Annotated in this window: 22 protein-coding genes and 1 tRNA gene; 13 read left to right on the top strand and 10 right to left on the bottom strand. The window is 65.2% G+C overall.

The genetic code is table 11. The features are described from left to right. Positions 1 to 145 precede the first annotated feature (145 nt). Genes AC25M7_RS21765 through AC25M7_RS21750 form a run of 4 tightly spaced genes read left to right on the top strand, consistent with a single transcriptional unit; the run spans position 146 to position 5,701 of the window. Entirely contained in the window at positions 146 to 1,309 is a 1,164-nt protein-coding gene (locus AC25M7_RS21765; RefSeq protein ID WP_028692512.1) for an isovaleryl-CoA dehydrogenase, read from the top strand. Between the two features lie 19 nt (positions 1,310 to 1,328). Continuing rightward, complete coding sequence (locus AC25M7_RS21760) at positions 1,329 to 2,936, top strand: carboxyl transferase domain-containing protein (protein ID WP_069016852.1); 1,608 nt, start codon at positions 1,329 to 1,331, stop codon at positions 2,934 to 2,936. Positions 2,937 to 2,939: 3 nt separating this feature from the next. Next, entirely contained in the window at positions 2,940 to 3,749 is an 810-nt protein-coding gene (locus tag AC25M7_RS21755) for a gamma-carboxygeranoyl-CoA hydratase (protein ID WP_028692514.1), read from the top strand. Beyond that, positions 3,746 to 5,701: an acetyl/propionyl/methylcrotonyl-CoA carboxylase subunit alpha gene (locus AC25M7_RS21750; RefSeq protein ID WP_486971457.1), complete on the top strand. Its 1,956-nt coding sequence runs from the start codon at positions 3,746 to 3,748 to the stop codon at positions 5,699 to 5,701. The genes AC25M7_RS21755 and AC25M7_RS21750 overlap by 4 nt, the downstream gene beginning before the upstream one ends. Before the next feature lie 354 nt (positions 5,702 to 6,055). Here the strand turns inward: AC25M7_RS21750 and AC25M7_RS21745 are convergent, their stop codons facing one another. Continuing rightward, positions 6,056 to 6,763 carry an XRE family transcriptional regulator gene (locus AC25M7_RS21745; RefSeq protein ID WP_062575698.1) on the bottom strand — a complete coding sequence of 236 codons (708 nt, stop codon included), beginning with the start codon at positions 6,761 to 6,763 and terminating at the stop codon, positions 6,056 to 6,058. Positions 6,764 to 6,852: 89 nt separating this feature from the next. Between AC25M7_RS21745 and AC25M7_RS21740 the strand changes: the two genes are divergently transcribed. The 3 genes from AC25M7_RS21740 to AC25M7_RS21730 all read left to right on the top strand — a co-directional run bounded on the left by AC25M7_RS21740 (position 6,853) and on the right by AC25M7_RS21730 (position 9,523). Further along, on the top strand, positions 6,853 to 7,167 hold the full coding sequence (locus tag AC25M7_RS21740; protein WP_028692517.1) for a DUF6124 family protein: 315 nt from the start codon (positions 6,853 to 6,855) through the stop codon (positions 7,165 to 7,167). 576 nt (positions 7,168 to 7,743) lie between these two features. Continuing rightward, complete coding sequence (locus AC25M7_RS21735; protein WP_062361193.1) at positions 7,744 to 8,259, top strand: DUF4880 domain-containing protein; 516 nt, start codon at positions 7,744 to 7,746, stop codon at positions 8,257 to 8,259. A gap of 115 nt (positions 8,260 to 8,374) precedes the next feature. Next, positions 8,375 to 9,523, top strand: coding sequence for a M14 family metallopeptidase (locus AC25M7_RS21730; protein WP_186595471.1), 1,149 nt, complete (start codon positions 8,375 to 8,377; stop codon positions 9,521 to 9,523). Between the two features lie 68 nt (positions 9,524 to 9,591). On the opposite strand, the gene AC25M7_RS21725 is transcribed toward AC25M7_RS21730, so the two are convergent. The 7 genes from AC25M7_RS21725 to AC25M7_RS21695 form a co-directional block, all read right to left on the bottom strand. Beyond that, complete coding sequence (locus AC25M7_RS21725; protein WP_028692204.1) at positions 9,592 to 10,560, bottom strand: Csu type fimbrial protein; 969 nt, start codon at positions 10,558 to 10,560, stop codon at positions 9,592 to 9,594. After that, positions 10,557 to 12,890 (bottom strand): fimbria/pilus outer membrane usher protein, encoded by a 2,334-nt coding sequence (locus tag AC25M7_RS21720; RefSeq protein WP_486971477.1) that lies wholly within the window; start codon positions 12,888 to 12,890, stop codon positions 10,557 to 10,559. Before AC25M7_RS21720 ends, AC25M7_RS21725 begins: the two co-directional genes overlap by 4 nt. Positions 12,891 to 12,958: 68 nt before the next feature. Continuing rightward, positions 12,959 to 13,735, bottom strand: coding sequence for a fimbrial biogenesis chaperone (locus AC25M7_RS21715; protein WP_069017070.1), 777 nt, complete (start codon positions 13,733 to 13,735; stop codon positions 12,959 to 12,961). Between the two features lie 34 nt (positions 13,736 to 13,769). Continuing rightward, positions 13,770 to 14,273 (bottom strand): Csu type fimbrial protein, encoded by a 504-nt coding sequence (locus AC25M7_RS21710; RefSeq protein ID WP_028692207.1) that lies wholly within the window; start codon positions 14,271 to 14,273, stop codon positions 13,770 to 13,772. Between the two features lie 3 nt (positions 14,274 to 14,276). Next, positions 14,277 to 14,810 (bottom strand): Csu type fimbrial protein, encoded by a 534-nt coding sequence (locus AC25M7_RS21705; RefSeq protein ID WP_028692208.1) that lies wholly within the window; start codon positions 14,808 to 14,810, stop codon positions 14,277 to 14,279. 17 nt (positions 14,811 to 14,827) lie between these two features. Further along, positions 14,828 to 15,361, bottom strand: a complete 534-nt coding sequence (locus tag AC25M7_RS21700) for a Csu type fimbrial protein (RefSeq protein ID WP_028692209.1) — start codon at positions 15,359 to 15,361, stop codon at positions 14,828 to 14,830. A 24-nt stretch (positions 15,362 to 15,385) separates the two neighbouring features. Next, positions 15,386 to 15,913 carry a Csu type fimbrial protein gene (locus tag AC25M7_RS21695; protein ID WP_028692210.1) on the bottom strand — a complete coding sequence of 176 codons (528 nt, stop codon included), beginning with the start codon at positions 15,911 to 15,913 and terminating at the stop codon, positions 15,386 to 15,388. A 323-nt stretch (positions 15,914 to 16,236) separates the two neighbouring features. On the opposite strand from AC25M7_RS21695, the gene AC25M7_RS21690 reads away from it, so the two are divergent. The 3 genes from AC25M7_RS21690 to AC25M7_RS21680 are packed head-to-tail and all read left to right on the top strand — an operon-like array spanning position 16,237 to position 21,360. Continuing rightward, positions 16,237 to 18,486: an ATP-binding protein gene (locus AC25M7_RS21690; protein ID WP_062361077.1), complete on the top strand. Its 2,250-nt coding sequence runs from the start codon at positions 16,237 to 16,239 to the stop codon at positions 18,484 to 18,486. A gap of 16 nt (positions 18,487 to 18,502) precedes the next feature. Beyond that, positions 18,503 to 18,964 carry a response regulator gene (locus AC25M7_RS21685; protein WP_028692212.1) on the top strand — a complete coding sequence of 154 codons (462 nt, stop codon included), beginning with the start codon at positions 18,503 to 18,505 and terminating at the stop codon, positions 18,962 to 18,964. Between the two features lie 11 nt (positions 18,965 to 18,975). Further along, positions 18,976 to 21,360, top strand: coding sequence for a hybrid sensor histidine kinase/response regulator (locus AC25M7_RS21680; protein ID WP_062361075.1), 2,385 nt, complete (start codon positions 18,976 to 18,978; stop codon positions 21,358 to 21,360). A gap of 55 nt (positions 21,361 to 21,415) precedes the next feature. On the opposite strand, the gene AC25M7_RS21675 is transcribed toward AC25M7_RS21680, so the two are convergent. Then, positions 21,416 to 21,490 (bottom strand) — tRNA-Gln (locus tag AC25M7_RS21675). A 295-nt stretch (positions 21,491 to 21,785) separates the two neighbouring features. On the opposite strand from AC25M7_RS21675, the gene AC25M7_RS21670 reads away from it, so the two are divergent. Beyond that, the gene (locus tag AC25M7_RS21670; RefSeq protein WP_028692214.1) at positions 21,786 to 22,028 is read left to right on the top strand and encodes a hypothetical protein; all 243 of its coding nucleotides are present in this window, start codon (positions 21,786 to 21,788) and stop codon (positions 22,026 to 22,028) included. 106 nt (positions 22,029 to 22,134) lie between these two features. Beyond that, positions 22,135 to 23,208, top strand: a complete 1,074-nt coding sequence (gene zapE / locus AC25M7_RS21665) for a cell division protein ZapE (protein WP_280063254.1) — start codon at positions 22,135 to 22,137, stop codon at positions 23,206 to 23,208. Positions 23,209 to 23,289: 81 nt separating this feature from the next. Here zapE and AC25M7_RS21660 read toward each other — a convergent pair whose 3' ends face one another. Then, on the bottom strand, positions 23,290 to 25,179 hold the full coding sequence (locus AC25M7_RS21660) for a propionyl-CoA synthetase (RefSeq protein WP_028692216.1): 1,890 nt from the start codon (positions 25,177 to 25,179) through the stop codon (positions 23,290 to 23,292). A 152-nt stretch (positions 25,180 to 25,331) separates the two neighbouring features. Here AC25M7_RS21660 and AC25M7_RS21655 point away from each other — a divergent pair, with 152 nt between their 5' ends. Further along, positions 25,332 to 26,618 carry a protein kinase gene (locus AC25M7_RS21655; RefSeq protein WP_486971456.1) on the top strand — a complete coding sequence of 429 codons (1,287 nt, stop codon included), beginning with the start codon at positions 25,332 to 25,334 and terminating at the stop codon, positions 26,616 to 26,618. Positions 26,619 to 26,802: the final 184 nt, after the last annotated feature.

The raw sequence follows: 26,802 nt of genomic DNA, 5'->3' as shown, positions 1-26,802 counted from the left end.
GACGGCGTTGTGGGAGCGGGCTTGCCCCGCGATGAGGCCGGACCAGGCAATACCGCTGGCCGTTCTGACGGGCATCGCGGGGCAAGCCCGCTCCCACAACGCCGCAGCAACCGCTCCCATTTCAAGAACAAGAAGGTGCCCGCACATGCATTACCCCAGCCTGAACTTCGCCCTGGGCGAGACCATCGACATGCTCCGCGACCAGGTGCGCACCTTCGTCGCCGCCGAACTGGCGCCGCGTGCCGCGCAGATCGACCACGACAACCTGTTCCCCGCCGACATGTGGCGCAAGTTCGGCGACATGGGCCTGCTGGGTATCACCGTGCCGGAAGAATACGGCGGCGCCGGCCTGGGCTACCTGGCCCACGTGGTGTCGATGGAAGAGATCAGCCGCGCCTCGGCCTCGGTGGCCCTGTCGTACGGCGCCCACTCCAACCTGTGCGTCAACCAGATCAACCGCAACGGCACCCACGAGCAGAAGCTCAAATACCTGCCCAAGCTGATCAGCGGCGAACACATTGGCGCCCTGGCCATGAGCGAGCCCAACGCCGGCTCTGATGTGGTATCGATGAAGCTGCGCGCCGAAAAACGCGGCGACCACTACGTGCTCAACGGCAGCAAGACCTGGATCACCAACGGCCCCGACGCCAACACCTACGTGATCTACGCCAAGACCGACCTGGACAAGGGCCCCCACGGCATCACCGCGTTCATCGTCGAGCGCGACTGGAAAGGCTTCAGCCGCAGCAACAAGTTCGACAAGCTCGGCATGCGCGGCTCCAACACCTGCGAGCTGTTCTTCGACGGCGTCGAAGTGCCGGAAGAAAACATCCTCGGCCAGCTCAACGGCGGCGTGCGCGTGCTGATGAGCGGCCTGGACTACGAGCGCGTAGTGCTCGCCGGCGGCCCCACCGGCATCATGCAGAGCTGCATGGACCTGGTGGTGCCCTACATTCATGATCGCAAGCAGTTCGGCCAGAGCATCGGCGAGTTTCAGCTGATCCAGGGCAAGATCGCCGACATGTACACCCAGCTCAACGCCAGCCGCGCCTACCTTTACGCCGTGGCCCAGGCCTGCGACCGCGCCGAAACAACCCGCAAGGACGCCGCCGGGGTGATCCTCTACACCGCCGAGCGCGCCACGCAGATGGCCCTGGAGGCCATCCAGATCCTCGGCGGCAACGGCTACATCAATGAATTCCCGGCTGGGCGCCTGTTGCGCGACGCCAAACTGTACGAGATCGGCGCCGGCACCAGCGAGATCCGCCGGATGCTGATCGGCCGCGAACTGTTCAACGAAACCCGCTGAGCACAAGGAACCGGCGTCCATGGCTACCTTGCATACCCAGATCAACCCACGCTCGGCGGAATTCGCCGCCAACAGCGCGGCCATGCTCGAACAGGTCCAGGCCCTGCGCGGCCTGCTCGCCCAGGTCAGTCAGGGCGGCGGGCCGAAGGCCCAGGAGCGGCACACCTCGCGCGGCAAGCTGCTGCCCCGCGAGCGTATCGACCGCCTGCTCGACCCAGGCTCGGCGTTTCTCGAGATCGGCCAGCTGGCCGCCCATGAAGTCTATGGCGAAGACGTGCCGGCCGCCGGCGTGATCGCCGGCATCGGCCGGATCGAAGGCGTGGAGTGCATGATCGTGGCCAACGACGCCACGGTCAAAGGCGGCTCCTACTACCCGCTGACGGTGAAAAAGCACCTGCGCGCCCAGACCATCGCCCTGCAGAACCGCCTGCCGTGCATCTACCTGGTGGACTCCGGGGGCGCCAACCTGCCGCGCCAGGACGAAGTGTTCCCCGACCGCGAGCACTTCGGGCGGATCTTCTTCAACCAGGCCAACATGAGTGCCCTGGGGATCCCGCAGATCGCCGTGGTGATGGGCTCCTGCACCGCCGGTGGCGCCTATGTGCCGGCCATGGCCGACGAGGCGATCATGGTGCGCCAGCAGGCGACCATCTTCCTGGCAGGCCCACCGCTGGTGAAGGCCGCGACCGGTGAAGTGGTCAGCGCCGAGGACCTCGGTGGCGCCGACGTGCACTGCCGCACCAGCGGCGTGGCCGACCATTATGCCGACAACGACGAGCACGCCCTGGCCATCGCCCGGCGCAGCGTCGCCAACCTCAACTGGCACAAGCAGGGCAAGCTGCAGTGCCAGGCGCCGATCGCGCCGTTGTACAACGCCGAGGAGCTGTACGGCGTGGTCCCGGCCGACGCCAAGCAGCCGTTCGACGTGCGCGAGGTGATCGCTCGCCTGGTCGACGGTTCGGTGTTCGATGAGTTCAAGGCACTGTTCGGCACTACCCTGGTGTGCGGCTTCGCCCACCTGCACGGCTACCCGGTGGCGATCCTGGCCAACAACGGCATCCTCTTCGCCGAGGCCGCGCAAAAAGGCGCGCACTTCATCGAACTGGCCTGCCAGCGCGGCATCCCGCTGCTGTTCCTGCAGAACATCACAGGTTTCATGGTCGGCAAGAAGTACGAGGAAGGCGGCATCGCCAAGCACGGCGCCAAGCTGGTGACTGCCGTGGCCTGTGCGCAGGTGCCGAAGTTCACGGTGATCATCGGCGGCAGCTTCGGCGCCGGCAACTACGGCATGTGCGGCCGCGCCTACGACCCGCGCTTCCTGTGGATGTGGCCCAACGCGCGCATCGGCGTGATGGGCGCCGAGCAGGCGGCCGGCGTGCTGGCCCAGGTAAAGCGCGAACAGAGCGAGCGCAGTGGCGAAGTGTTCAGCAGCGAAGACGAGAAGAAGCTCAAGCAGCCGATCCTCGACCAGTACGAGCGCCAGGGCCACCCCTACTACTCCAGCGCCCGGCTGTGGGACGACGGCGTCATCGACCCGGCGCAGACCCGCGATGTGCTCGGCCTGGCGTTGTCCGCCGCGCTGAACGCCCCGATCGAACAGAGCCGCTTCGGCATTTTCCGGATGTGACCCATGAGCGAATTCGCCACCCTTGAACTGGTCAAGGACCCTCGCGGCTTCGCCACCCTGTGGCTGAGCCGGGAAGACAAGAACAACGCCTTCAACGCGCAGATGATCCGCGAACTGATCGTCGCCCTCGACCGCCTGGCCGAGGACGCCAGCCTGCGTTTCGTGGTGCTGCGCGGCCGCGGCCGGCATTTCAGTGCCGGCGCGGACCTTGCCTGGATGCAGCAGTCGGCGCAACTGGACTTCAACACCAACCTGGACGACGCCCACGAGCTGGGCGAGCTGATGTATGCCCTGCACCGGCTCAAGGCGCCGACCCTGGCCGTGGTGCAAGGCGCGGCCTTCGGCGGTGCGCTGGGGCTGATCAGCTGCTGCGACATGGCCATCGGCGCCGAGGATGCGCAGCTGTGCCTGTCGGAAGTGCGCATCGGCCTGGCCCCGGCGGTGATCAGCCCGTTCGTGGTCAAGGCCATCGGCGAGCGCGCCGCCCGCCGCTACGCCCTAACCGCCGAGCGCTTCAGCGGCGTGCGCGCCCGTGAGCTGGGCCTGCTGGCCGAGGTGTACCCTGCCAGCGAGCTGGACGCCCAGGTCGAGGCCTGGGTCGACAACCTGCTGCACAACAGCCCGCAGGCGCTGCGCGCCACCAAGGACCTGCTGCGCGAGGTGGACGCTGGCGAGCTGAGCCCGGCCCTGCGCCGCTACTGCGAGAACACCATCGCCCGCATCCGCGTCAGCGCCGAAGGCCAGGAAGGCCTGCGCGCTTTCCTGGAAAAACGCCGCCCCGCCTGGCAAGACAACAAGGAGCCGCGCCCATGAGCCGACCCACGCTGACCACCCTGCTGGTCGCCAACCGCGGCGAGATCGCCTGCCGGGTGATGCGCACCGCCAAGGCCATGGGCCTGACCACCGTGGCCGTGCACAGCGCCACCGACCGCGATGCGCGCCACAGTCGCGAGGCCGATATCCGTGTCGACCTCGGTGGCACCAAGGCCGCCGAAAGCTACCTGGTGATCGACAAGCTGCTCGCCGCGGCCAAGGCCAGCGGCGCCCAGGCGATCCACCCGGGCTATGGCTTCCTGTCGGAGAACGCCGGTTTTGCCCGCGCCATCGAGCAGGCCGGGCTGATCTTCCTCGGCCCACCGGCCAGCGCCATCGATGCCATGGGCAGCAAGTCGGCGGCCAAGGCACTGATGGAGCAAGCCGGGGTGCCGCTGGTGCCGGGCTACCACGGCGAGGCCCAGGACCTGGAGACTTTCCGCGCCGCCGCCGAGCGTATCGGCTACCCGGTACTGCTCAAGGCCAGTGCCGGGGGCGGTGGCAAGGGCATGAAGGTGGTCGAGGACGAGAGCCAGCTGGCCGACGCCCTGGCCTCGGCGCAGCGCGAGGCGCAGTCGTCGTTCGGCGATGCGCGGATGCTGGTCGAGAAGTACGTGCTCAAACCGCGTCATGTGGAGATCCAGGTGTTCGCCGACCAGCACGGCAACTGCCTGTACCTCAACGAGCGTGACTGCTCGATCCAGCGTCGCCACCAGAAGGTGGTCGAGGAAGCCCCGGCGCCGGGCCTGTCCCCCGAGCTGCGCAAGGCCATGGGCGAGGCCGCGGTGCGCGCCGCCAAGGCCATCGGCTACGTGGGCGCCGGCACCGTCGAGTTCCTGCTCGATGCCCGCGGCGAGTTCTTCTTCATGGAGATGAACACCCGCCTGCAGGTGGAGCATCCGGTCACCGAAGCCATCACCGGGCTCGACCTGGTGGCCTGGCAGATCCGCGTGGCCTGCGGCGAACCGCTGCCGCTCACCCAGGAGCAGGTGCCGCTGATCGGCCATGCCATCGAGGTGCGGCTGTATGCGGAGGATCCGGCCAACGAGTTCCTGCCGGCCACCGGCACCCTGGCGCTGTACCGCGAGTCGGCGCCGGGCGAAGGCCGCCGGGTGGACAGCGGCGTCAGCGAGGGCGACGTGGTGTCGCCGTTCTACGACCCGATGCTGGGCAAGCTGATTGCCTGGGGCCAGGACCGCGAGCAGGCGCGCCTGCGCTTGCTGGCGATGCTCGATGAGTTCGCCATTGGCGGGCTGAAGACCAATATCGCCTTCCTGCGCCGCATCCTTGCACACCCGGCGTTTGCCGAGGCGGAGCTGGATACCGGGTTCATCCCGCGTCACCAGGATGTGCTGCTGCCTGCGCCCCAGGCGCTGCCGGCGCAGTTCTGGGAGGCGGCCGCCGAGGCGTGGCTGCAAGGCGAGCCAGCGCTGCAGCGCCAGGACGACCGCGCTTCACCGTGGGCGGCCCGCGATGGCCTGCGCCTGGGCTTGCCGGCGCGCAGCAGCCTGCATTTGCAGTGCGACGGGCATGAACAGGCGGTGGCACTGGAGCGCAGCGCGCCTTCGACTTATCGGCTGGAGGGGGAGCAGCTGTGTCATGACCAGGACGGCCTGCGCCGTCGTCACCTGGCGGTGCGTCGGGGCGGCACCTTGTACCTGCAATGGGCCGGCGAGTTGCACGCCATCAGCGCCCATGACCCGATTGCGGCGGCAGAAGCCAGCCACAGCCATCAGGGCGGGCTGGGCGCGCCCATGAACGGCAGCATCGTGCGGGTGCTGGTCGAGCCGGGGCAGGTGGTCGAGGCCGGTACCGCGCTGGTGGTGCTGGAGGCGATGAAAATGGAGCACAGCATTCGGGCGCCCCACTCCGGGACGGTGAAGGCGCTGTTTTGCCAGGAGGGGGATATGGTCAGCGAGGGGACAGTGCTGGTCGAGCTGGAGGCGGAGTAACGGCGGCAATGTGTTCGCCGAAAGGGTTGTTTCGCCTATGAGATCGAGCGCCGCCCGCGCGGCGCATCGCGACGCAAGGCCGCTCCCACATTTGTTGCAACGTGCCGAACCTGTCAGGCCATGGTTGCCCGCCCTGGCGCATGTCTTGAGACAGGCGGGGCGGCAGCAGTGTCTATGCTGGGACCGCGTCGGACCAACGAGGCGGACCTGGTAATGGCACAGGATTGACTGGCCCGAAACAGATGTGGGAGCGGCCTTGCGTCGCGATGCGCCGCGCGGGCAGCGCTCGATCTCAAGAGCGCTGAAGGCCCCCCGCCTGGCACCTCGCAGCCCCAACACGACCTGCGTGGGAACCTAGAGCACCCCGTGCATCCGCACCACAACACCAAGGAACTCGCAGCCCTCCTCGCAGACCAGGGTCGGATAGGCATTGTTGAGCGCCTTCAGATACCGCTGCCCACCCTCCTCGGTCAACTGCCGAAAGATCGCGGACTTGCCAGGCAGTCGGGCAATCACCAGGCGCCCCGGCTCGGCGGCCACGCCGTCATCAACCAGGATTCGAACCCCCTCGGGCACGCTCCTGCCGCTGGCAGCACTCATGGTGTCGTTCTCGACCGTCAGCCAGAACGCCTTGCCCTGGGCCAGGTAGTCGGTCTGCTCGAAGACCTCCGGCGCTTCCTGCTCCTGCTGACCCAAGGTGCTCCAGTCACGTACCGGATAGCGGAAACACACGAAGTATTTTGCCAGCCCGTCATCATCATCCTCGTCCTCGAGGCCATAACGCGCCCGCTCCTCACCCACCTGTCCCAGCACACGCAGTTGCATGCTGACCTGGTAATGCGGCATGCCCAACTCGATGAACGTACGGTTCATCGAGTCGACCCGAGGCTGACGGCGTTTCTTCAGCCAATGGCCGATGCTGCCCTGGGAGACCCCAACGCGTTCGGCAAGCTGCTCCTGGGAGATATCGAGTTCCTCGATCCGTTCCCGGACCAGGGCTATCCATTTGTCCATATTCATCGCAGGCACGATACGGACTGCCTCCCTGCGTTCAATACACATCAAGTAGTATTTGTCCAAACACATTTCAATACTTTAGGTATTAGAATCGAGCTTCACCTTTCCCCTATTGGTATTCGCAGGTAATCAGGATGAGCATCTCGAAAGAAACGGAAACAGATCTCGACGAAGAAGCAGCCCGCCGCGCCCTCGATTTCTACCTCAACCCCACCCCCACGCCTCGCGACCTGGAGCGTTCGCTATGGACCCTGCGTGAAGGCGTCAGCAACGCCCAGGCCTGCGACCATGCCATGGCACTGCTGCGCTGCGCGTCGGCCACGGCACAGGAAACCGGCAACCATCTGCAGGGCACGACGCGGGAAGTGGTATTTGCGCTGATGCACATGGTCAACATGGCCCGCGCCCTGCTGGAGCAGTGCCACGCCACGGAAAAGGCATCGATCTGAAGGGAGCACGTGATAGCCGACGAACGGCAAAAGCCCCGATTGCCGGCGATGAGGCGTGTGTCAGGAAGAATTTTTTAGTCAATCGCTGAAAAATCATTTGACTGGCAAATGATAACGATTATTATTGCACTCAGCAGGTCGCGAGACCCGCTGGATAACCTGCAACGTCCTCAGGTCGGACGCTCAGATTATCTCCTCATCAGGCTAATCACGGTTTTTGACCCGGCTTTTTGCCGGGTCATTTTTTTTGGCTCTTCAGGCTAATGAAGATCGTTTAATGGCCGGGATGATAGCAAAAGTGTGTCAGCACGTGAATGCTCATTACAAATCTTTGCGGAATCAGCACTTGAGAATCAATCTCGTTTAGCCTAGGCTTTGTACGAAAAGGAGCCGAGCGGCGATCAGGCAAGGCGAAAACAGGCGAGGAAGCGGAGTTTACGGGTTGTAAATGAGCATTCCGAGCCTGTTTTCAACGCAGCATGATCGTCGCGCAGGCCCTTTTCGTACAAAGCCTAAGCTGATTTCGCGTCAAGGAAGACGCCCCCACCCCTTTCCTTAATGAGCAAGGAGCTGTCCATGACCCGCCTGCTGCTGCCCCTCGAGCACGACCCGCACACCGCCGAACAGCATGGCGATGACGCGCTGCTGCATGCGCTCAAGCGTCTGCCGCGCCGGGTCCAGCAAGTGTTCCTGCTCAACCGCCTAGACCAGCTGGGCTTCGCCGCCATCGCCGAACGCCTGGACCTGCCGCTGATCAGCATCGAACGCCATATGAACCAGGCCCTGCAGACCGCCCGCGCCCCAGGCGACGCGCTGGCCAGCATCGCCGGCCAGTGGTACGTGCGCCTGCAGAGCCCGCAGGTGACCGCCAGCGAACGCATCGACTTCCGCCGCTGGCTGGATGCCGCCCCCGACCACCTGCGTGCCTTCCACGAAACCGAACTGCGCTGGCGCGGCCTGCTCGCCCCTGCCCGGCAATTGGGCCACGACGGCTGGTACCGGCAAGGGCGTGCGGCGCTGTCGCTGGGGGGCTGCTCGATTGCCGTCGGGCTTGGTGTTGCCGCCCTCGTGGCGCTGGGGCTGTTGACCTGAACCCGGTAGCCCGCACCCACGCCTCAGCCACGCTGCTCCGAGTCAATTTACCTGCGCACCCCCGCCGCCAAGCGGTGTAGAGTACGGTCACAACAACGCCAACAGGAGGCTGGCAATGACCGTGACGCTCTCCCCGCTGCACATCGACTGCGATTTCGACTCCGGCAATATCCTGGTCCTGGACGCCAGCAATCCTGCGCACGTCCACCTGAACATCCGCAAAGACAGCCACAGCGACCACTTCCAGTGGTTCCACTTCAAGGCCAGCGGCCTGACCCCGGGCCAGGTCCATCGCTTCAGCCTGGACAACGCCCACCAGTCCTCCTACAAGAACGCCTGGACCGGCTACCATGCCGTGGCCTCGTACGACCAGCAGACCTGGTTCCGCGTGCCCAGCCAGTTCGACGGCAAGGCCCTGAGCTTCGACTTCAAGGCTGAACAGGCGCAGGCCTGGTTCGCCTACTTCGAGCCCTACCCGCGCGCCCGGCACAACCAGCTGATCGAACGCGCCAAGCAGATTCCCGGCGTCGAGCTGCTGGCCAGCGGGCGCAGCGTGCAAGGGCGCGACATTCCCCTGCTGCGTGCGGGCAGTGGTGCGACCGGCAAGCGCAAGCTATGGATCATCGCCCAGCAGCACCCGGGCGAGCACATGGCCGAGTGGTTCATGGAAGGCGTGATCGACGCCCTCGAAGCCAACGGCCCGGTCATCCAGCAACTGCTGGCCAAGGCCGACCTGTACCTGATCCCCAACATGAACCCGGACGGCGCCTTCCTCGGCCACCTGCGCACCAACTTCAAGGGCAAGGACCTCAACCGCGCCTGGCAGGACGCCAGCGTCGAACTGAGCCCCGAAGTGTTCTTCGCCCAGAGCCAGATGAAGCTGCATGGCGTGGATGCGTTCATCGACGCCCATGGCGACGAGGAGATCCCCCATGTGTTCACCGCGGCCTGCGAAGGCAACCCCGGCTACACGCCGCGCCTCGCCAAACTGGAAGAGCAGTTCCGCAGCACCCTGTGCAGCCTGACCCCGGACTTCCAGACGAAATACGGCTACACCCGCGACGAGCCGGGCCAGGCCAACATGACCCTGGCCTGCAATGCCGTGGGCCAGGCCCATGACTGCCTGTCGCTGACCCTGGAGATGCCGTTCAAGGACCACGACGATGCGCCGAACCCGCGCACCGGCTGGTCGGGCGAGCGCTCCAAGGCGCTGGCCGGGGCGGTGCTGGAGACGTTGCTGAAGATGGTCGGCGATCTGCGCTGAGCAACCCGGTCCCATTGTGAGAGCGGCCCTTTCGCGAAACAAGGCCGCTCCCACAGGTGTGGTGTTACTCAGAACTGCACATCCAGAATCACACTGTCGGTATAGGTCGCCGCCGGCGGCGTGGCCTGGTCGGTGTACACCTTGGCGTTGTAGTTGAACACCTGGCTCCCGGTCCCGGTCCCCGCCCCGGGGTTCACCTCGGCATCGCTGCTTGAGCGCCGCGCCGCGCCCACCGAGCCCCAGCGCACCGCGCCGGCGCTCTTGAAGATATCGTAGGCCAGGTAGTTGTTGGCGCTGGACTTCATACGCCGCCGCCCGCCCGAGACATTCTGCCCGTCATCCAGCCCCACCGTGTAGTTGCTGCCTTTGGTGCACGACACGCTCACGCTCTGGTTCACCGTGCCGAATCCGGCCACCACCGGCGCGCTGGCGAAGCTGATGTTGGGCGTGGTGATCTGGCAGTCGTTGGTCACAGTGAGGCTGACCAGCAGGGTCTGGTTGCCGCTGCCGATGTCGCGCCCCAGGCAGATGGCACCGATACCAATCCCCGAGCAGTAGTTCCAGCTCCAGGCGATGTTCAGGGTTTCCTGGTACAGGCCGGCGGCGACATTGGCACCGACCACGGTCTTCAGGTACAGCGGCACGGCTTTGGGCGTGGTGCCGTTGAGCAGGCCCAGGGCATCGATGATGCCATTGCGGGCGAAGTCGAACTGCACGCCACGGCTGATCGGATAACTGGTGGTATTGTCGGCGTAGAGCGTATAGGGGATCACATCGCCGGTCGGGCCCACCAGCCCACTGCTGGACGAGGTGAAGGTGGCATAGAAATGATCATTGCTGGTCAACAGCGACAACAGCGAACCGGTGCACTGCAGGCCGGCATTGGTGGTCGAGGCACTCTGCACGGTGGTGCGCACCAGCGTCGAGTTGACCGAGCCGAAGGCCGCCGGCGCGGTGGCCACCGACGCGCACAACGCCCAGGCCGCTCCCGGCAGCGACAGCAGACCCGCCAGGCATCCGCGGATCAGCCAGTTCATCGGCACTCCAACGGGCCGATCAGCGGAATCGGCCCCTGCCCTTCAGGCAGGTCGAAGGCTACCTGGCACTGCCCGCCATCGGCCTTGTCCACCTGCAAGCGATTGTGCGGTGCCAGGTTCTCCAGGTAGACCAACCCATCCCACCCCACCACCGCCTCGCCGCCGCTTTCCTGATGGCGTACCCGGCTGCCCAGCTTGAGTTCCTGCTGGTCAGCATCGACCAGCACCAGGCTCGCCGCCAGCACACGCTTGAGCGGGAACTCCAGCAGGTAGCCGCTGCCACGGCGCACCGCCACGCGTTGCTCCACCTGCGGCGCCAGCACATCGGCAGGCAGGTCCATCGGGTCGATCTCGTACTTGCCGCGGTAGTAGCCGCTGCTGTACGGCACCAACAGGTGGCCGTTGCGGTCGGTGCGACCGATCTGCTGGTTCTCGTAACGCACCGGCACGTCGGCGTAACCGCTGGTGCTGACCACCACGAAGGCGTCGTCAATACGATTGGCGGCGAACAGGCCTGCATCCATCAGCACCAGCGAGCCACTGGCGTCGGCCCAACGGGTCATTTCGCCGCTGCTGCCGTAGGCGCCCACCTGCAACTGCACCGACTGCAGACGCCAGGTCAGGTCGGCCTGGCGGTAGTCGTCGCGGTTGCCGCCGGTGGCATAGCCCAGGTTGTAGCCCACCCCGCCGCCCACCGGCACCGCCTGGCTGTAGTTGACTCGCTGCAGGTCCTGGCCGTCCTTGCTGCGCTCGGCGCTGAAGGCCAGGGTGCCGCGCAGGTCGAAGGGGATCACCAGCTGCGCCTGCACCGCCCACTGGCTGTCACCGACCTCGCGGTTGGCCGACAGGTACAGGCTGCTGTTGCGCCACAGCGGCTTGCTCCAGCTCAGGTTGATCAGCCGCGTGCGCGTGCCGTCGCCGGCGCGCACGTCGAAATAGCCGGCACCAAGGCTGCCGTAGCGGTCCAGGTTGAGGCTCAGGGTGGCCTGCTCGCTGCGCTGGCTCAGGCGGGTGAAGGGGCTGTCGACCAGCGACAGGTCGGCGTAGTCGCCGTGGCGCTGCACGCGCTGGTAGTTGAAGCCGATGCGCCGGCTGTTGTACTGGTAGCCCAGCGCCACCTGCTGGCCCGTATCGCCTTCGAAACGGCTCTGGGTCAGCGCCGCGTTGAGCACGCCGAAGGTACCCAGGCGCAGGTTGCCACCCAAGCCGCCGAGCATCAGCGACTCGGCGCTCTCGGCATGGGTTTCCAGGGTGAAATAGTCGGACACCCCGTGACGCAAGGTCGCCGAGGCGACCCCCGGGCCATAGGCGAAATCACGCACGGCGTAGTCGCGGCGCAGGCTGCCGGCGGCCACCGAAAAGTCCGACAGCCCCTTGGTCAGCAGGCTACTGGTGACATAAAACGGCAAGGTGGTCGACACCTGCCGGCCGAGGGCGTCGGTGGTCACCACCACCGCTTCGCCGGCGCCGTTGATGAACGGCACGTTGGTCAGGGTATAGGGACCCGGCTGCAGTTCAGTGCTGCTGCTCTTGTAGCCGTTGATGAACAGGTCCAGCGAGGTCGGCACGGCAGCTTCGCCGGCAAAGGCCGGCAGCGGATAGGTGACCAGGTCGGGACGGGCGCCGAAGTCGCGGGACAGTTGCAGGCCGCCCACCCGCACCGAGGTAGTCCAGGGCAGCGCACCGGTCACCAGGTCGCCGGCCTCATAGGTGAGCAGGCGCTGCTCGTCGGTGTAGCGGAAGGTGGTGTCGTAGCGCAGGAAACCCTGCCGACCCTGGGCCTGGGCGCCATTGAACGACTGGCGCCACTGCCCGGTGGTGGAGAAGGTGCCCCAGTCGTCGAACAGGCGCAGCTCGTTCCAGGCGGCCAGGTAGCTGCCGCCCTCGTCGGTGTCGTTGAGGTAGGCGTCGTAGTTGAGCAAGGCGCCGAAGCTGCTGCGGGCGTCGCTGGCCGGGTACCGGTTGCGCTCGCCGACCTGCTGGTCGGGTAGCCAAGCCGGCGGCACCTGCAGCAGCAGGCGCTGGTTCTGGCTGTCGTAGTCGCCGTGCAAGCCGGGGATCTCGTCCAGGGCCACTTCGCCCTGGGGTTCGCCCGGCAGCCTGATGCCCGCCTCGCGCAAGACCTCGCTGGCCAGGTACAGGCGCCCGGCGCGCTGCTGCACCGGCACCAGCTCAGCCTTGGCCACCTGGTTCACCTGCAGGTCGAGGTACAGCGTGGCGTCGGCGATGGCGGCCTGTTCCGAGGGTGGCGGCGGCAGCTCGTCTGCCACGCCCAGGCCGGGCCCCAGTACCGCCAGGCCCAGGCACAACCGGTGCGTTGCCACCCACACCCAGCTCACACACGACTTCCAACCATTACCGGGTCCTCCCTGGCCCCTGTGATCCGTTCAAGCGCGGCTTATTGCCCCTGTTTGATGGCCTGGGCCACCTCCTGGCCGTTGACCCGTCCCTTGAGCACGCTGGCCGCGCCCGGCGTGGCCGGTGCCGGCCAGCGCATGCTGGCGCCGGGCAGCACGTAGCCGAGCAGCCCCTCTACCAGCGGCCGGTCCTGGCCGGCCTGCTGCAACACCACGTCGGTCAGCCGCGCATGCACCGGCCCCGTGTTGCGCAGCTCGACATAGGGCTTGCCCTGCACCGTCACCGCGCGCCAGCTCAACTGCGGCTTGCCCACGCCCTCTGCGCTGCGCCTGCCCTCTGGGTCGGGCTTGCCCCACAGCCCCTCGCCGTAGACGAACAGCGGCACCGAGTAGCGCATCTGCAGGCGGATTGCCGCTTTCGGCCCCTCGCTGGCGGCATCGGTCGGCAGCGGCGAAGGGATCTCGTCGATGATGATGCGGTAGGCCTGCTCCTGGCCCGCGGGCGAGCTGCCGGTGCGGGTCAGGCGGATCAGTTGCTTCTGCCCCGGCGGGATATTGGCCACCGGCGGGCTGCCGATGATCTCCCGCTGGGCCTGGAACTGCTCCTGGTACTCGCCCTGGCGCCAGGCGAACACCCGCACCTGCAGGCTGGTCGGCGCAGAACCACGGTTTTCCAGCCACAGCGCGCCGGCCTTCTGGTCGGCCTCCAGTACCGGGTCGATCGGCCAGATCAGCACCGAAGTGGCCGCGAAGGCCGGTGCACTGGCCAACAGCAGCAGCCCGATGACCCCACGCGCCCAGTTAGCGCCTGCCCCCATGCCCCTCTCCTTCTCTGTTATCCGCAGTGGCCTTTCACCAGGTCACCGTCACTTGTACGACATCGGTGTAGGTCCCCGCCGGCAAGGTGCCGGTCAGGGTGGTACGGCCATAGACCGGCAGCTTGATCGCCGTCGGGTCGCTGTAGCTCACCGCCACGCTGCTGCCGATGCCCAGGCTCTGGCTGAACGCGGCGTCGCGGTACAGCTGGTAGGCCAACAGTTGCGCCCCCCCCGAACGCTTGAGATTGCGCGTGCCGCTGGCGCTGTTCTGGCCGCCGTCCAGGCTCATGCTCAGGGCCACGCCGGGGGTGCACTGGAAGGTCACCGTGCTGCCGCCGAGCGAAGTGCTCAGGGTGGCGGTGGACAGCGCCGAGCTGGTGCCGTAGTCGAGCACGCCATAGGCGGTCACGCCGCCGACCACCAGGCAGCCGGCGACGATCTGTGCCGTCACCTGGAAGGTGCTGGTGGTCACCGCGTGGGCACCCTGGGTCAGCGCCAGGCACAGCCCGACGGCCAGCAGCCGCACCGCGCCCGGCATGGCTCAGAAACTCAGCTCGACCGCCACCGTGTCGGTGTACACCCCGGCCGGCAGGCCGGCCTTGCCACGGGCCTGCCCGTAGAGGTTGACAGTCTGCGCCACGCCCGTGCTGGTCGGCAGGGTGATGGTGCCGTCGATCGCCAGTAATTGAGTGTGCCCGGCGTCGGTGTAGAAGTCGTAAGGCACGAAATTGCCCGCGCCATCGGCCAGTGCCCGGGTGCCCCCGGCGGACTGCGAGTCATGGGCGCCGGCACGCACCTTGATCGTCGGCACCGTGCCTGCCGAGCAGAGAATGCTCATGGCCCCGCCGCCGCCACCGAGCACCTGGCCATTGGCGGTGGTGAACAGCGAATCCTGGGTGCCGAAGTTGAGGCTGCCGAAGTTCAGCCCCGAGCTGCCGCCACTGCCGTTGACCTGGCAGGCGGCGGTCAGCGTCAGGGTCGAGCTGATGGTGCCGGTCACGGTGGCCGCCTGGGCCTGGGCGGCCAGGGCCAGACCAAGACCGGCGAAGATGTAGCGGGTGAGGTGCTTGGGCATCGGAGTCTCCTTGCGTGTTACCAGTCCAGAGTCACCCTGAGGGTGTCGCGATACAGCCCGGCGGGCAGCGCGCGCGGTTGCGCGACCACCACGCCATAGATGGGCACGGGCACCTGCTGGGTGCCGCTGATGGTGAAGGTACGGGCCTGGCCGATGCCATAACGGCTGTTGCCGCCCGGATCGATGGCCAGTTGGTAGGGAATGAGCTCGCGGCCGTTGCGCAGGCGGCGCACGCCGTCGCCACCGTTCTGCCCGCCGTTGATGCGCACGCTGAAGGCACGCACCTGCGGCGAGCAACTGATCTGCAGGCTGCCCTCGCCGCCGGCCTCGTCGACCCGGCTGGTCAGCGGCTGGTCCCAGGTCGGCCCGCGGGCACCGAAGTCCATCAGGCCCGGGTTGCCCAGGGTAGCCGGTTGCGGGTCGCTGCTGATCTGGCAGGCGGCGCTGATCACCAGCCGTGCCTGGATAAAGCCGGTGGTGGTGCCGTGGGCCGCGCCGCTGGGCAGCAGCAGCGGGCCGAGGGTCAGTAGCAGGATCGAACCACGGTGCAACACGTCCATGAGCATGCAGCCTCCCTACCAGGTGACCGTAACTTTGAGCAGGTCGGCGTACAGCCCGGCGCGGGGGGCCCAGGCCAGCTTGTCGATCCGTGCGTAGAGGGGCAGCTCCACCGAGCCGCTGTCCGGTACCCGCGCCGATTGCGCCACGTCCACCGCCAGCGGCTGATGCCAGGCGGCATCACGGTACAGCCGGTAAGGTATCGGCCGGGCCAGGGCATCGGGGCTTACGAGGTAGCGCACTTCGCCGACGCCGCCGTGCTGGCCGCCATCGACACGCACTTGGTACGGGGTGTCCGGGTTGCACTCCAACCGCGGCGGACGCTGTGCGAGCAGCACGCCACTGACCGGCGCAGCCGGGCCATCCAGGCGCGCCGCGCTGCCCAGGTCGATGCGCCCCAACGCCTGCGAACCGGCGTCGCGTTGCTGGTTGACCAGCATGCAACCACGCTGCACGCGCACCTGCACTTCGACGAGGAAATCCGCTGCCATGGCGTTGCCACTCAACCACAGGCCCAACAGCAGGGCCACAAAGCGCTCCGTCACCGGTCGATCCTTGTGCGTATGGATTGAGCTTGAGCGTAGCAGCGCGATTGGATCCGAGCCGGGGAAGGCCTACCCCTCTTTGGCATTAATGAAAATGGCAGGGCTGGACCTGTGCTTGCCGGTTTGTGTCACCGGGGCTGCCGCGCAGCCCATCACCGGCAGGGCTCAGAAGGAAATTTTCCGGTCTGGAACGAAACCTCGGCGCCCGCCCACTTTCCAATGACCAGACTCCGGCATGGCGGCCACCATTCTGGTACCGTTCATCCGCAATATTTTGTGCTAGCGCATGACTCATGCATGGACGGAACCTACAGGAGAGTCCCGTGACGACCGACCAGACCCCGCTCGACCAGGCGATCGAGCGCTGCGCCCAGGAGCCGATCCAGGTTCCGGGCAGCATTCAGCCCCAGGGTTTCCTGCTGGCTGTTGACGAGAGCACGTTGCGCGTCCTGCAGGCGAGCGAGAACGCCGAGCGATGGTTCGGCATACCCGCAGGCGAACTGCTCGGCCAGGCCTTCCCGGATCTGGTCAGCGCTGACTTCGACCTGAGCGGCCAGCTGGGCTATTTGCCGCAAGGAGACGTCTTCCCTTTTCACATTGGCGACGTGCACTTGCGCCAGGACGCACCCAGCCAGTCATTGCTGCGCGTGCTCGCCCATCGGCATGATCAGGTGCTGATTCTCGAATTCGAATCGAGCCATAAGTCCGAGGGCGTTTATCAGGGGGACTACTATCCGTTGGTGCGCGCTTTCGTCAGCACCTTGCACAAAGCCACCAGCGTCGAGGAACTGCTGCAGCATTCGGTGCGGCAGATCAAACGCCTCACCGCCTTCGGACGGGTCAAGGCCTACAGTTTCGATCCCGAGGGCAACGGCACGGTATTGGCCGAAGAGGCCGACCCTGGCTATCCAAGCTATCTGGGGCTGAGCTTCCCTGCGTCTGACATTCCTCGCCAGGCCCGGGAGTTGTACCGGGTCAATCGCATCCGCCTGATCGAAGATGCCAACTATCAGCCCTCTCCCTTGCTGCCGCCGTTGAACCCGATGACCGGCAAGCCGCTGGACATGAGCTTTGCGGCCCTGCGCAGCGTGTCGCCCGTGCATCTGCAATACATGCGAAACATGGGCACCCTGGCCTCCATGTCGCTGTCCATCGTGGTCGACGGTCGACTATGGGGGCTGGTGTCCTGCCACCACGAGCGCCCCCGACCGGTGGACTTCCAGACGCGCACCGCGTGCGAATTGCTTGCCAGTGTCCTGTCGCTGCAGATCGAGTCACGCGAATCCCACGACCGCACCCGTACCCTGCTCGAGCTGCGTGAACGCATCGTACGCATGCTGGCGGCGATGGCCGATCGTGACAGCGTGAGCGAAGGCCTGCTCGACCAGCCCGAAGTGCTGCTGGCCTTCGCCGGAGCCAGTGGCGCAGCCATCATCAGCGCCGAGCGCTGCGACCTGATCGGAGACACACCTTCTGCGGCGCAGGTCAATGCCCTGGTGCACTGGCTGGGCGAGCGCGGCGAAGAGGAGGTGTTCCATACCGATAACGTGAGCCGTGACATCGAAGCTCTGCCGGAGCTCGCCAGCTGTGTCGGCGGAGTACTGGCCGTTGCGATCTCGCAGTTGCACTCGCATTACCTGGTGTGGTTTCGCCCTGAGCAAACCCGCCTGGTCAACTGGGCCGGACGGCCGGACAAAGCGATCAGCCCCCAAGGACACCTCAATCCACGCCACAGCTTCGAACGCTGGGAGGAGGAAGTGCGTGGTTTCAGCGCCCCCTGGAGTCCCCTCATCGTCGATGGCGTGCTCGAACTGCGCATGGCCGTATTGGGCATCGTCCTGCGCAAGGCCGAGGAACTGGCGCAACTGGCCGGAGAGCTCAAACGCTCCAACAAGGAACTCGAAGCCTTCTCCTATAGCGTCTCCCACGACCTGCGCGCACCGTTGCGGCATATCGCCGGCTATACCGAGCTGCTGAGCGAAATCGAGGGCGAACACTTGAGCGAACGCGGTCGACGCTTCCTGTCCCACATCGATGAGGCCGCACATTTTGCCGGTTCACTGGTGGACAACCTTCTAAACTTCTCGCAAATGGGACGCTCGGCGCTGCGCTTGGCGGACGTCGACCTCAACACCCTGGTCGATACCATCCGCCAGGAGTTCGAGCCCGATTACCAGGGGCGCGAAATCATCTGGATGGTCGCCTCCATGCCCAAAGTCATCGCGGATCCGGCGTTCATCAACATGGCCCTGTACAATCTCATCGCCAATGCCATCAAATACAGCCGTGGACGCCGCCCCGCGCGTATCGAAATCGGCGCCGTGCAGCACGAACTGGAGACCGAGGTGTACGTGCGCGACAACGGCGTGGGCTTCGACATGGCCTATGCCAACAAGCTTTTCGGTGTGTTCCAGCGCCTGCATCGCATGGAAGAATTCGAAGGGACCGGCATCGGCCTGGCCAGCGTGCGTCGCATCATCGAGCGCCACGACGGCCGGGTCTGGGCTGAAGGCCAGGTCGGCCAGGGCGCCAGCTTCCATTTCACCCTTCCTCGCCATCAACCGCATTCCTGAGGCGTCTGCACCTATCATGCTCAAACCCATTCTGCTGGTCGAAGATAACCCCAGGGACCTGGAGTTGACCCTCCTGGCACTGGAGCGCAGCCAACTGGCCAATGAGGTCATCGTGCTGCGCGATGGCGCCGAAGCCCTGGACTACCTGTTGCGACGCAACACCTACGCCGAGCGTGACGATGGCAACCCGGCGGTGCTGCTGCTTGATCTGAAGCTGCCCAAGGTTGATGGCCTTGAGGTACTCAAGCAAGTGCGCGATACCGCCGAGTTGCGCAGCATCCCGACGGTCATGCTGACCTCCTCGCGAGAAGAACCCGACCTATTGCGCGCCTACGAACTGGGCGTCAATGCCTACGTGGTCAAGCCCGTGGAGTTCAAGGAGTTCGTGGCAGCGATCTCCGATCTGGGCGTGTTCTGGGCGGTACTCAACGAACCACCGCCCGGCTCGCTGCGCCTGAACAGGCGCGGCAGCAATTGAGTCAGCTGGCAATGCAAGGCGCACCACTCAGCCTGCTGCTGGTCGAAGACAGCTCGATGGACGCCGAGCTGACTCTTTTGTGCCTGGAACGCAGCGGGCTGCAGGTCCAGTCACGGCTGGTGTTCGACCATGTCGGCGTCGAGCATGCCCTGCGCGAAGACAGCTACGACCTGATCCTGTGCGACTGTGTGCTACCGGGCTCATCGGGCACTGATGTACTGGCCATTGTCCAGCGCCTGGCACCGGACATACCGTTCATCTTCCTTTCCGGCATCTATGGCGAAGAGCATGCGGTCGAGATGATCCGCCTGGGCGCCACCGACTACGTGCTGAAGAAGAACCTGCCCCTGCTGCCCAAGGCAGTGCACCGGGCATTGACAGAGGTACACGAGCGCCAGCGTCGGCGCCGTGCCGAGGAGGCACTGGCCGACGTCGAGGCCCGGGCGCGCATCGCCATCGACGCGGCAGGCATGGGCAGCTGGGATTTCCGCCCGCAGGAGAACCTGCTGCTGTGGGATGACCGCTGCAAGACGCTGTTCGGCCTTCCCACCGAGACGCAAATGACCCTCGAGGTGTTCTACGACGGTATCTTCCACGAAGACCTGGCAAGGGTCCGCGCAGCCGTTGAGCAGGCCATGCGCCCGGACAGTGACGGCCTGTACCGCGCAGAGTTCCGTATCGCCCAGCCCAATGGCCTGGAGCCTCGCTGGCTGCTTTCCAGCGGCCAGAGCCAGTTCGTCGACAACCGATGCGTTCGCTTCTCCGGGGTATTGCAGGATATTCACCAGCAACGCCAGGCCACGCGCGCCTTGGAACAGCTCAACGAAATGCTGGGTGAGCGGGTCGAGCAGCGTACCCGGGAACGCGACCGCGCATGGGAGTTGTCCCAGGACCTGCTGGCAGTACTGAACAAGGACCTGACGCCGGTCACCCTGAACCCGGCCTGGGAAGCCAGCCTGGGCTTCACCCGCGAACGCCTGGGCCAGACTTCGCTTCTGCAACTGGTGCTCGAAAGCGACCAGCAGGCACTACTCGCAGAACTGGCCGCGTTGTCCTCGGGTAACACCAGCGCCCGCTTCGTCGGGCGTATCCTGCATGCCAATGGCCAACCACGCTGGCTGTCCTGGGTGGTGGTTCCTGATGACAGCCTGCTGTACGTGGTCGCCCGGGACATAACCAGCGAACGCGAAGCTACACTGGAACTGGCCAAGGCCAACGAGAACCTGCGCGAACAAATTGCCGAACGCGAACGCATAGAGGCAACACTGCAACAGATGCAGCGCCTGGAAGCTGTCGGCCAGCTCACCGCAGGCGTGGCGCACGACTTCAACAATCTGCTGACGGTCATTCTCACCGGCGCCAGCTTTCTCCAACGCGATCTGGACAAAGGCTCACTGGACAAGGCCCTCACCCGCCTTCAGCACATCCGCGAAGCCGGTGAGCGCGGAGCCAAGCTGACTGCGCAATTGCTGGCATTCTCCCGCAAACAGCGACTCGAACCGGTGCCAGTGAACCTCAACCGCACCCTGTCCGGGTTGGAGGAGCTGTTGCGACGCACACTGGGCGGCAACATTTCGGTGCGGCTGGACCTGGATACCCGCCTTTGGCAGGCGTTGACCGATATTACCCAGACCGAAATGATCATCCTCAACCTTGCCATCAATGCCCGTGACGCGATGCCCGACGGCGGTCAACTGACGCTGGCCACCCGCAACGGCCGGATCAGTGCCCGCCCTCTGCGCCCGGAAGACCCGGATCCGGGCGAATACGTTGTACTGTCGATTCGCGATACCGGCTGCGGCATGAGTGAAGAAGTGCTGGCCAAGGTGTTCGAGCCCTTCTTCACCACCAAGGACATCGGCAAGGGCTCAGGCCTGGGGCTGGCCCAGGTGTTCGGCTTCGCCAAGCAGTCAGGCGGTGGCGTGCGCATCGATACCGCGCTGGGGCGCGGCACACAGGTCAGTGTCTACCTGCCCGCGGTGCATCAACCGGAGGCGCCGGCAACCCAGGAACAAAGTACGCAGGCTTTGCCGGCGCGGCCTGCCGGCAGGCGCAGTGTGCTGCTGGTGGATGACGACCATCTGGTACGCGAGATGATGAGCGACGTTCTGCTGCGCCATGGCTATCAGGTGCGTCAGGCGCACAGCAGCGAGCAGGCATTGGCACTGCTGAACGATGAAATAGAGGTGCTACTCACCGATTTTGCCATGCCGGAATTCAATGGTGCGCAACTGGCGCTGGCTGCGCGTCAGCGCTTCCCTGACCTGCCCGTGGTATTCCTGACGGGGTATGCCGAGTTGCAGGGGCTGGAACTGCCCGGCAGCCTGGTGATTCAGAAACCGGTAAGCGAGCAGGCTCTTGCCCAGGCACTGGCCGAGCTTCTGGAAAATAGATAGGCAGAAACGAAAAAATCGCCGAAAGGCGATTTGGGGAGAGTGTACAGCTTGAAAATGGCAGGGGCGGCTGGATTCGAACCAACGCATGGCAGGATCAAAACCTGCTGCCTTACCGCTTGGCGACGCCCCTGTATCGGATCTGGCAAGTGAATCAATCACCGCCTCACTGACAACTCCTTGCAGCACCGTGAGTTGCTGCTTGGGAATGGCCGGCACTTTAACAACCTTTTTTCGAAGTGGAAAGCTTTTTTTTAAAAAAATCGCAGAAAAACAGCAGGTTACTTGTAGCGAACCTTTTCGCGGGGTTTCTGCCCGTGAGCGACCAGGACGACCATTCGTCGTAATTCCCCCGCCTCGCTTCAACACAATGACGTTCCTCCCTTCCAATCAGATAGACCCCGTCGGCGCATCACAAGGAGGACGCCATGCCCGTTTCCCACGACCTCTACCAGGACTTGCACTACCCTCGCGAGATCGTCCAGCAGCGACGCCAACGCGACCCGCAGCTCGACCGCCTGCTCGACGAGTACATGGACATCGACAACCAGGTCCTGGCCGCCGAGTCGATCTCGGCGGGCAACTTCCAGGACGACGACTTGCGCCATCTCAAGGAGCGTCGCCTGGCGATCAAGTACATGATCGAACGCCAGCTGGAGCACAAGGCATGACCTATCGCATTTCACGATCATTGCCCGGTGGATTCTCGATTGGTCAAAATGCACGGCGTCGCGCAAGCTATGCCCTGCCCCAGTTCCGCTCCGAGGAGCCTGCCACTTGCCCACCTGGATTCCCGCACCCTTGCGCCTGCTCGGCCAGCGTTTGCGCCACGAACCGCCTGCGGATACCACCCTTGCGGACAATTTCCAGGACCGCGCGACCGAACGCGGCTACACCCTGAGTGACGGGCAACGCCGGGTGATCACGGCGATGGCCGCGCAGCTGGCCGCATTCGCGACAGGCCAGGCACGCAGCCTGTACCTGTACGGCGCGGTCGGGCGCGGCAAGAGCTGGCTGCTCGATGGTTTCTTCCAGGCCGTGCCGACTGCAGCCAAGCGTCGCCTGCACTTTCACGACTTTTTCGCCCGCCTGCACCAGGGAATGCATCGCTATCGAGCGCTGGACAACGCCCTAGGGGCAACCCTCGACGAGCTGCTGGGGGATTGCCAGGTGTTGTGCTTCGACGAGTTCCACGTCCACGACATCGGCGACGCCATGCTGCTCACCCGGCTGTTCGATGCCCTGTTCGCCCGTGGCGTGCTCCTGCTGGTCACCTCCAACTACGCCCCTGAGGGACTGCTGCCCAACCCGCTGTACCACCAGCGCTTCCTGCCGGTGATCCGCCTGATCAACAGCCGCATGCAGGTGCTGGAGGTGGACGGGGACACGGATTTTCGCAGCCTGCCGGCCAACCGCGCGCATCAGCGATTTACCCAAGGGCATTATGTCTGGCCGGGCAATTCGCAGCAGCGCGAGCGCTTGCGGCTACCCATGCCGCAGCCGCTGCAACTGGAGGTCAACCAGCGCCCATTGCGCGTCCTGGCCAGCAACGGACGCCAGGTCGTGTTCAGCTTCCACGACCTGTGCGAACAGCCTACCGCGGTGATCGACTACCTAGCCCTGGCCGAGCGCTACGACCACTGGATCATCGAGGGCCTGGACGATCTGGCCGAGTGCTCGCTGGCGGCGCAGCAGCGCTTCGTCAACCTGGTGGACGTGCTGTACGACCAAGATCGCCAAGTGACGGTGATCGCCAAGCGGTCACTGGAACAAAGCCTGGGTGGGGCGCTGGCCGACCTCATGCGCACCCGCAGCCGGCTGGGGCAGTTGCACCAGGCCGGTCCGACCTGACCCTGCGCTCCGACAAACCCACTCCCACGTCATGTTCTGCCCCTGAGGATTGCGTGAGAGCGGGCTTGCGCCGCGATGACTTCAACTCGCCCTGGGCAGATCAGACAGCACCCCCTCGATCTCCGCCAGCACCGCCGGATCGTCCAAGGTCGAGGGCGGCACGTAGTCCTGCCCATCGGCGATCTTGCGCAGTACCGCCCGCAGGATCTTGCCCGAGCGGGTCTTGGGCAGGCGTTTCACCAAGCGCACTCGGTTGAAGCAAGCCAGCGCGCCGATCTGCTCGCGCACGCTGGCCACCAGCTCACCCTGCAACTGCGTCTCGCCAATGCCCTGGCCGTCCTTGAGCACCACCAGCGCCAACGGCACCTGGCCCTTGATCTCGTCGTGCACACCGATCACCGCGCACTCGGCCACCGCCGGATGACGCGCCACCAGGTCCTCCATTTCGCCAGTCGACAGCCGATGCCCGGAGACGTTGATCACGTCATCGGTGCGTCCCATGATGTAAACGAAGCCGTCCTCGTCCAGATAACCGCCGTCGCCAGTGTGGTAATAGCCCGGGTAGCTGTGCAGGTACGCCTGCAGGTAGCGCTCGTGATCGCCCCAAAGCGTCTGGCTGCACCCCGGCGGCAGCGGCAGGGCGATGACGATCGCGCCCTGCTGGTTGGGCCCCAGCGGCTTGCCGTCGTCGTCCAGCACCTGCACGTGATATCCCGGTACCGCGCGGTTGCTCGACCCAGGCCGCGCCGCGCTGCCTTCAAGGCCAACGCAAGGCGCGGTCACCGGCCAACCGGTCTCGGTCTGCCACCAATGGTCGTGCACCGGCTTGCCGCTGACCCGCTCGAGCCATTCATGGGTACTCGAATCAAGCTTTTCCCCGGCCAGGAACAGTTGGCGCAACGAGCCCAGGTCATGGCGACGGATCAACTCGCCTTCCGGGTCTTCTTTGCGAATCGCGCGCATGGCGGTGGGCGCACAGAACAAGCCGTTGACCTTGTACTGCTCGACCACCCGCCAGTAGGCCGAGGCATCCGGAGTACGAATCGGCTTGCCCTCATAAAACACCGTGGTGCAGCCGCTCATCAGCGGCCCGTAGACAATCAGTGAATGACCCACCACCCAACCCACATCGGAAATACCCCACCACACATCACCCGCCTGCATGCCGTAGACATGACGCATGGCGTAGCACAGGGCGACTGCGTTGCCGCCATTCTCGCGCACGATGCCCTTGGGTTTGCCGGTGGTGCCGGAGGTGTACATGATGTACAGCGGGTCACCCGCGTCGAGCGCCACCGGCGCTACCGGCTCGACGCCAACCAGCGCTTGCTGCCAGTCCAGGTCGCGCCCGGCCTGCAGCTCGGCGCGCGCCTGCGGACGCTGCAGCACCAGTACATGCCGCGGCTGATGACGGGCCAACTGCAGGGCGCGATCGACCAGGGGCTTGTATTCAATCACCCGGTCGAATTCCAGGCCGCAGGATGCCGTCAGCAGCAGCGTCGGTCGAGCATCGTCGATGCGCAGGGCGAGCTCGTTGGCGGCAAAACCGCCGAACACCACCGAGTGCACCGCGCCGATGCGGGCGCAGGCGAGCATGGCCATCGCCGCCTGGGGCACCATTGGCATGTAGATGATCACCCCGTCCCCCTTGCCCACGCCCAGCGAGCGCAGTAGCCCGGCCAGGCGCGCCACCTCGTCGCGCAGCTGGTGGTAGGTGAAGGTCTGCTGCACGCCGGTCACGGGCGAATCGTAGATCAACGCCATCTGTTCGCCGCGGCCCTGCTCGATCTGATGATCGAGGGCCAGGTGACAGCTGTTGAGGCGCCCATCAGCGAACCAGCTGTGGGTGCCGTCGGCGTTCTGCTGCAGGGTCAGGGTAGGCTTGCGCTGCCAGGCCAGCTGTTCGGCCTGGGCCTGCCAGAAGGTGGCGGGATCGGTGATGGAATGGGCGTAGCTGTGCTGATAAGTCATTTGTTCGCAACCCGGTACTTGTTGTTATTGAAGGGCGAACCCTGAGTATGGACCGGCGCGGCCCGCCCGCCATCGGACTTAAGTCGCAACCCATATGCAGATTTGCCGCACCTGTCTGCTTACAATGGCCACTCATCAAGACAGAACAGCCTATGCATACCCTCGACGACCTACGCGCCGGCCGCCTGCGCGGCATCACCCGCCTCAATCTCTGCCAGGACTTGATCGATTTCCCTCGGGAGATCTTTGACCTGGCCGACAGCCTCGAGGTACTGGACCTCTCCGGCAACAGGCTGAGCGAACTGCCCGAAGACCTGCACCGCCTGACTCGCCTCAAGGTGTTGTTCTGCTCCAACAACCGATTCACCCACCTGCCTCACGCCATTGGCCGTTGCCAAGCCCTGCAGACAGTGGGTTTCAGGAACAACCGCATCACCCGGGTCGACGCCCAGGCGCTGCCGCGCTCGCTGCGCTCATTGGTGCTGACAGAAAACGCACTGGAGCAATTGCCCGAGGCCTTGGGCAATTGCCCACAGCTGCAGAAGCTGATGCTCGCCGGCAACCGGCTCACCACCCTGCCTGAGGGCCTGGCCAATTGCGTACGGCTGGAGTTACTGCGCGTGGCCAGCAACCGGCTGGACACCCTGCCCGACTGGCTGCTGCGCATGCCGCGCCTGGCTTGGTTGGCCTACGCCGACAATCCCCTGCCGCCAGGTTTTGTCGCCCCTGTAACGCAGGAGAACTGCCCCTCCCTTCACTGGAAGGATATCCGCCTGGAAGAAGAGCTTGGCCGTGGTGCCTCTGGAGTGATCCACCGTGCGCACTGGAACGGCCAGGCGGCACCGGTGGCGGTCAAGCTGTACAAAGGCGCGATTACCAGCGATGGTTCGCCGCTGGCGGAGATGAGCGCCTGTATCGCCGCCGGTGACCACCCCCAGTTGGTACGCCTGGCCGGGCGCATCGACGACCACCCGCAGCAGCTTCCGGCGCTGGTGATGCAATTGATCGATTCGCACTGGTCGAACCTGGCCGGCCCACCCAGCCTAGACAGCTGCACCCGTGACCGTTACCCCGGCACACGAGAACTGACCTTGCCAGCATTGCGACACCTCGTTGCCGGTATTGCCTCGGTCTGCGCCCACCTGCACAGTCGAGGCTTGAATCACGGCGACCTGTATGCCCACAACATCCTGTTCGATGCGAATGGCCAGTGCCGGCTGGGCGACTTCGGCGCCGCCTCGTTCCATCCACAGGACGACAGTCTCCCCGCACGCGCGCTCGAACGCCTGGAAACAAGGGCTTTCGGCATTCTTGTCGAGGAACTGTTGGTGCGCTGCGACAAGCCCGATACAGTGTTAGGGGAACTGGCTGAACGCTGCCAGCAACCCGATGTACTGGCCCGTCCATCTTTCAACGAACTGGCGACACAACTCGCGTAAAGACCTGTGCGGCCCCTTTCTGACCGGTCCGACGCCTCGGCAAGGCCGCTCCTACCGGGAGCGCGGCGTTCGCGCCTGGAACGCGGAAAAGACAAAACCCCTACCTGCTCGCGCAGATAGGGGTTTTGCGAAATGAATCTTGACGATGACCTACTCTCACATGGGGAAGCCCCACACTACCATC

It is taken from the genome of Pseudomonas sp. P106(2024) (assembly GCF_057480815.1).
The sequence above is the reverse complement of the archived record's forward strand: the minus strand, read 5'-3'. Positions and strand labels throughout refer to the sequence as shown.

What these genes read in the sequence shown, in the direction of transcription:
- AC25M7_RS21765 (WP_028692512.1), top strand. Translation starts at nt 146, where the DNA reads ATGCATTACCCCAGCCTGAACTTCGCCCTGGGCGAGACCATCGACATG.
- AC25M7_RS21760 (WP_069016852.1), top strand. Translation starts at nt 1,329, where the DNA reads ATGGCTACCTTGCATACCCAGATCAACCCACGCTCGGCGGAATTCGCC.
- AC25M7_RS21755 (WP_028692514.1), top strand. Translation starts at nt 2,940, where the DNA reads ATGAGCGAATTCGCCACCCTTGAACTGGTCAAGGACCCTCGCGGCTTC.
- AC25M7_RS21750 (WP_486971457.1), top strand. Translation starts at nt 3,746, where the DNA reads ATGAGCCGACCCACGCTGACCACCCTGCTGGTCGCCAACCGCGGCGAG.
- AC25M7_RS21745 (WP_062575698.1), bottom strand. Translation starts at nt 6,763, where the DNA reads ATGTGTATTGAACGCAGGGAGGCAGTCCGTATCGTGCCTGCGATGAAT.
- AC25M7_RS21740 (WP_028692517.1), top strand. Translation starts at nt 6,853, where the DNA reads ATGAGCATCTCGAAAGAAACGGAAACAGATCTCGACGAAGAAGCAGCC.
- AC25M7_RS21735 (WP_062361193.1), top strand. Translation starts at nt 7,744, where the DNA reads ATGACCCGCCTGCTGCTGCCCCTCGAGCACGACCCGCACACCGCCGAA.
- AC25M7_RS21730 (WP_186595471.1), top strand. Translation starts at nt 8,375, where the DNA reads ATGACCGTGACGCTCTCCCCGCTGCACATCGACTGCGATTTCGACTCC.
- AC25M7_RS21725 (WP_028692204.1), bottom strand. Translation starts at nt 10,560, where the DNA reads ATGAACTGGCTGATCCGCGGATGCCTGGCGGGTCTGCTGTCGCTGCCG.
- AC25M7_RS21715 (WP_069017070.1), bottom strand. Translation starts at nt 13,735, where the DNA reads ATGGGGGCAGGCGCTAACTGGGCGCGTGGGGTCATCGGGCTGCTGCTG.
- AC25M7_RS21710 (WP_028692207.1), bottom strand. Translation starts at nt 14,273, where the DNA reads ATGCCGGGCGCGGTGCGGCTGCTGGCCGTCGGGCTGTGCCTGGCGCTG.
- AC25M7_RS21705 (WP_028692208.1), bottom strand. Translation starts at nt 14,810, where the DNA reads ATGCCCAAGCACCTCACCCGCTACATCTTCGCCGGTCTTGGTCTGGCC.
- AC25M7_RS21685 (WP_028692212.1), top strand. Translation starts at nt 18,503, where the DNA reads ATGCTCAAACCCATTCTGCTGGTCGAAGATAACCCCAGGGACCTGGAG.
- AC25M7_RS21680 (WP_062361075.1), top strand. Translation starts at nt 18,976, where the DNA reads ATGCAAGGCGCACCACTCAGCCTGCTGCTGGTCGAAGACAGCTCGATG.
- AC25M7_RS21670 (WP_028692214.1), top strand. Translation starts at nt 21,786, where the DNA reads ATGCCCGTTTCCCACGACCTCTACCAGGACTTGCACTACCCTCGCGAG.
- AC25M7_RS21660 (WP_028692216.1), bottom strand. Translation starts at nt 25,179, where the DNA reads ATGACTTATCAGCACAGCTACGCCCATTCCATCACCGATCCCGCCACC.
- AC25M7_RS21655 (WP_486971456.1), top strand. Translation starts at nt 25,332, where the DNA reads ATGCATACCCTCGACGACCTACGCGCCGGCCGCCTGCGCGGCATCACC.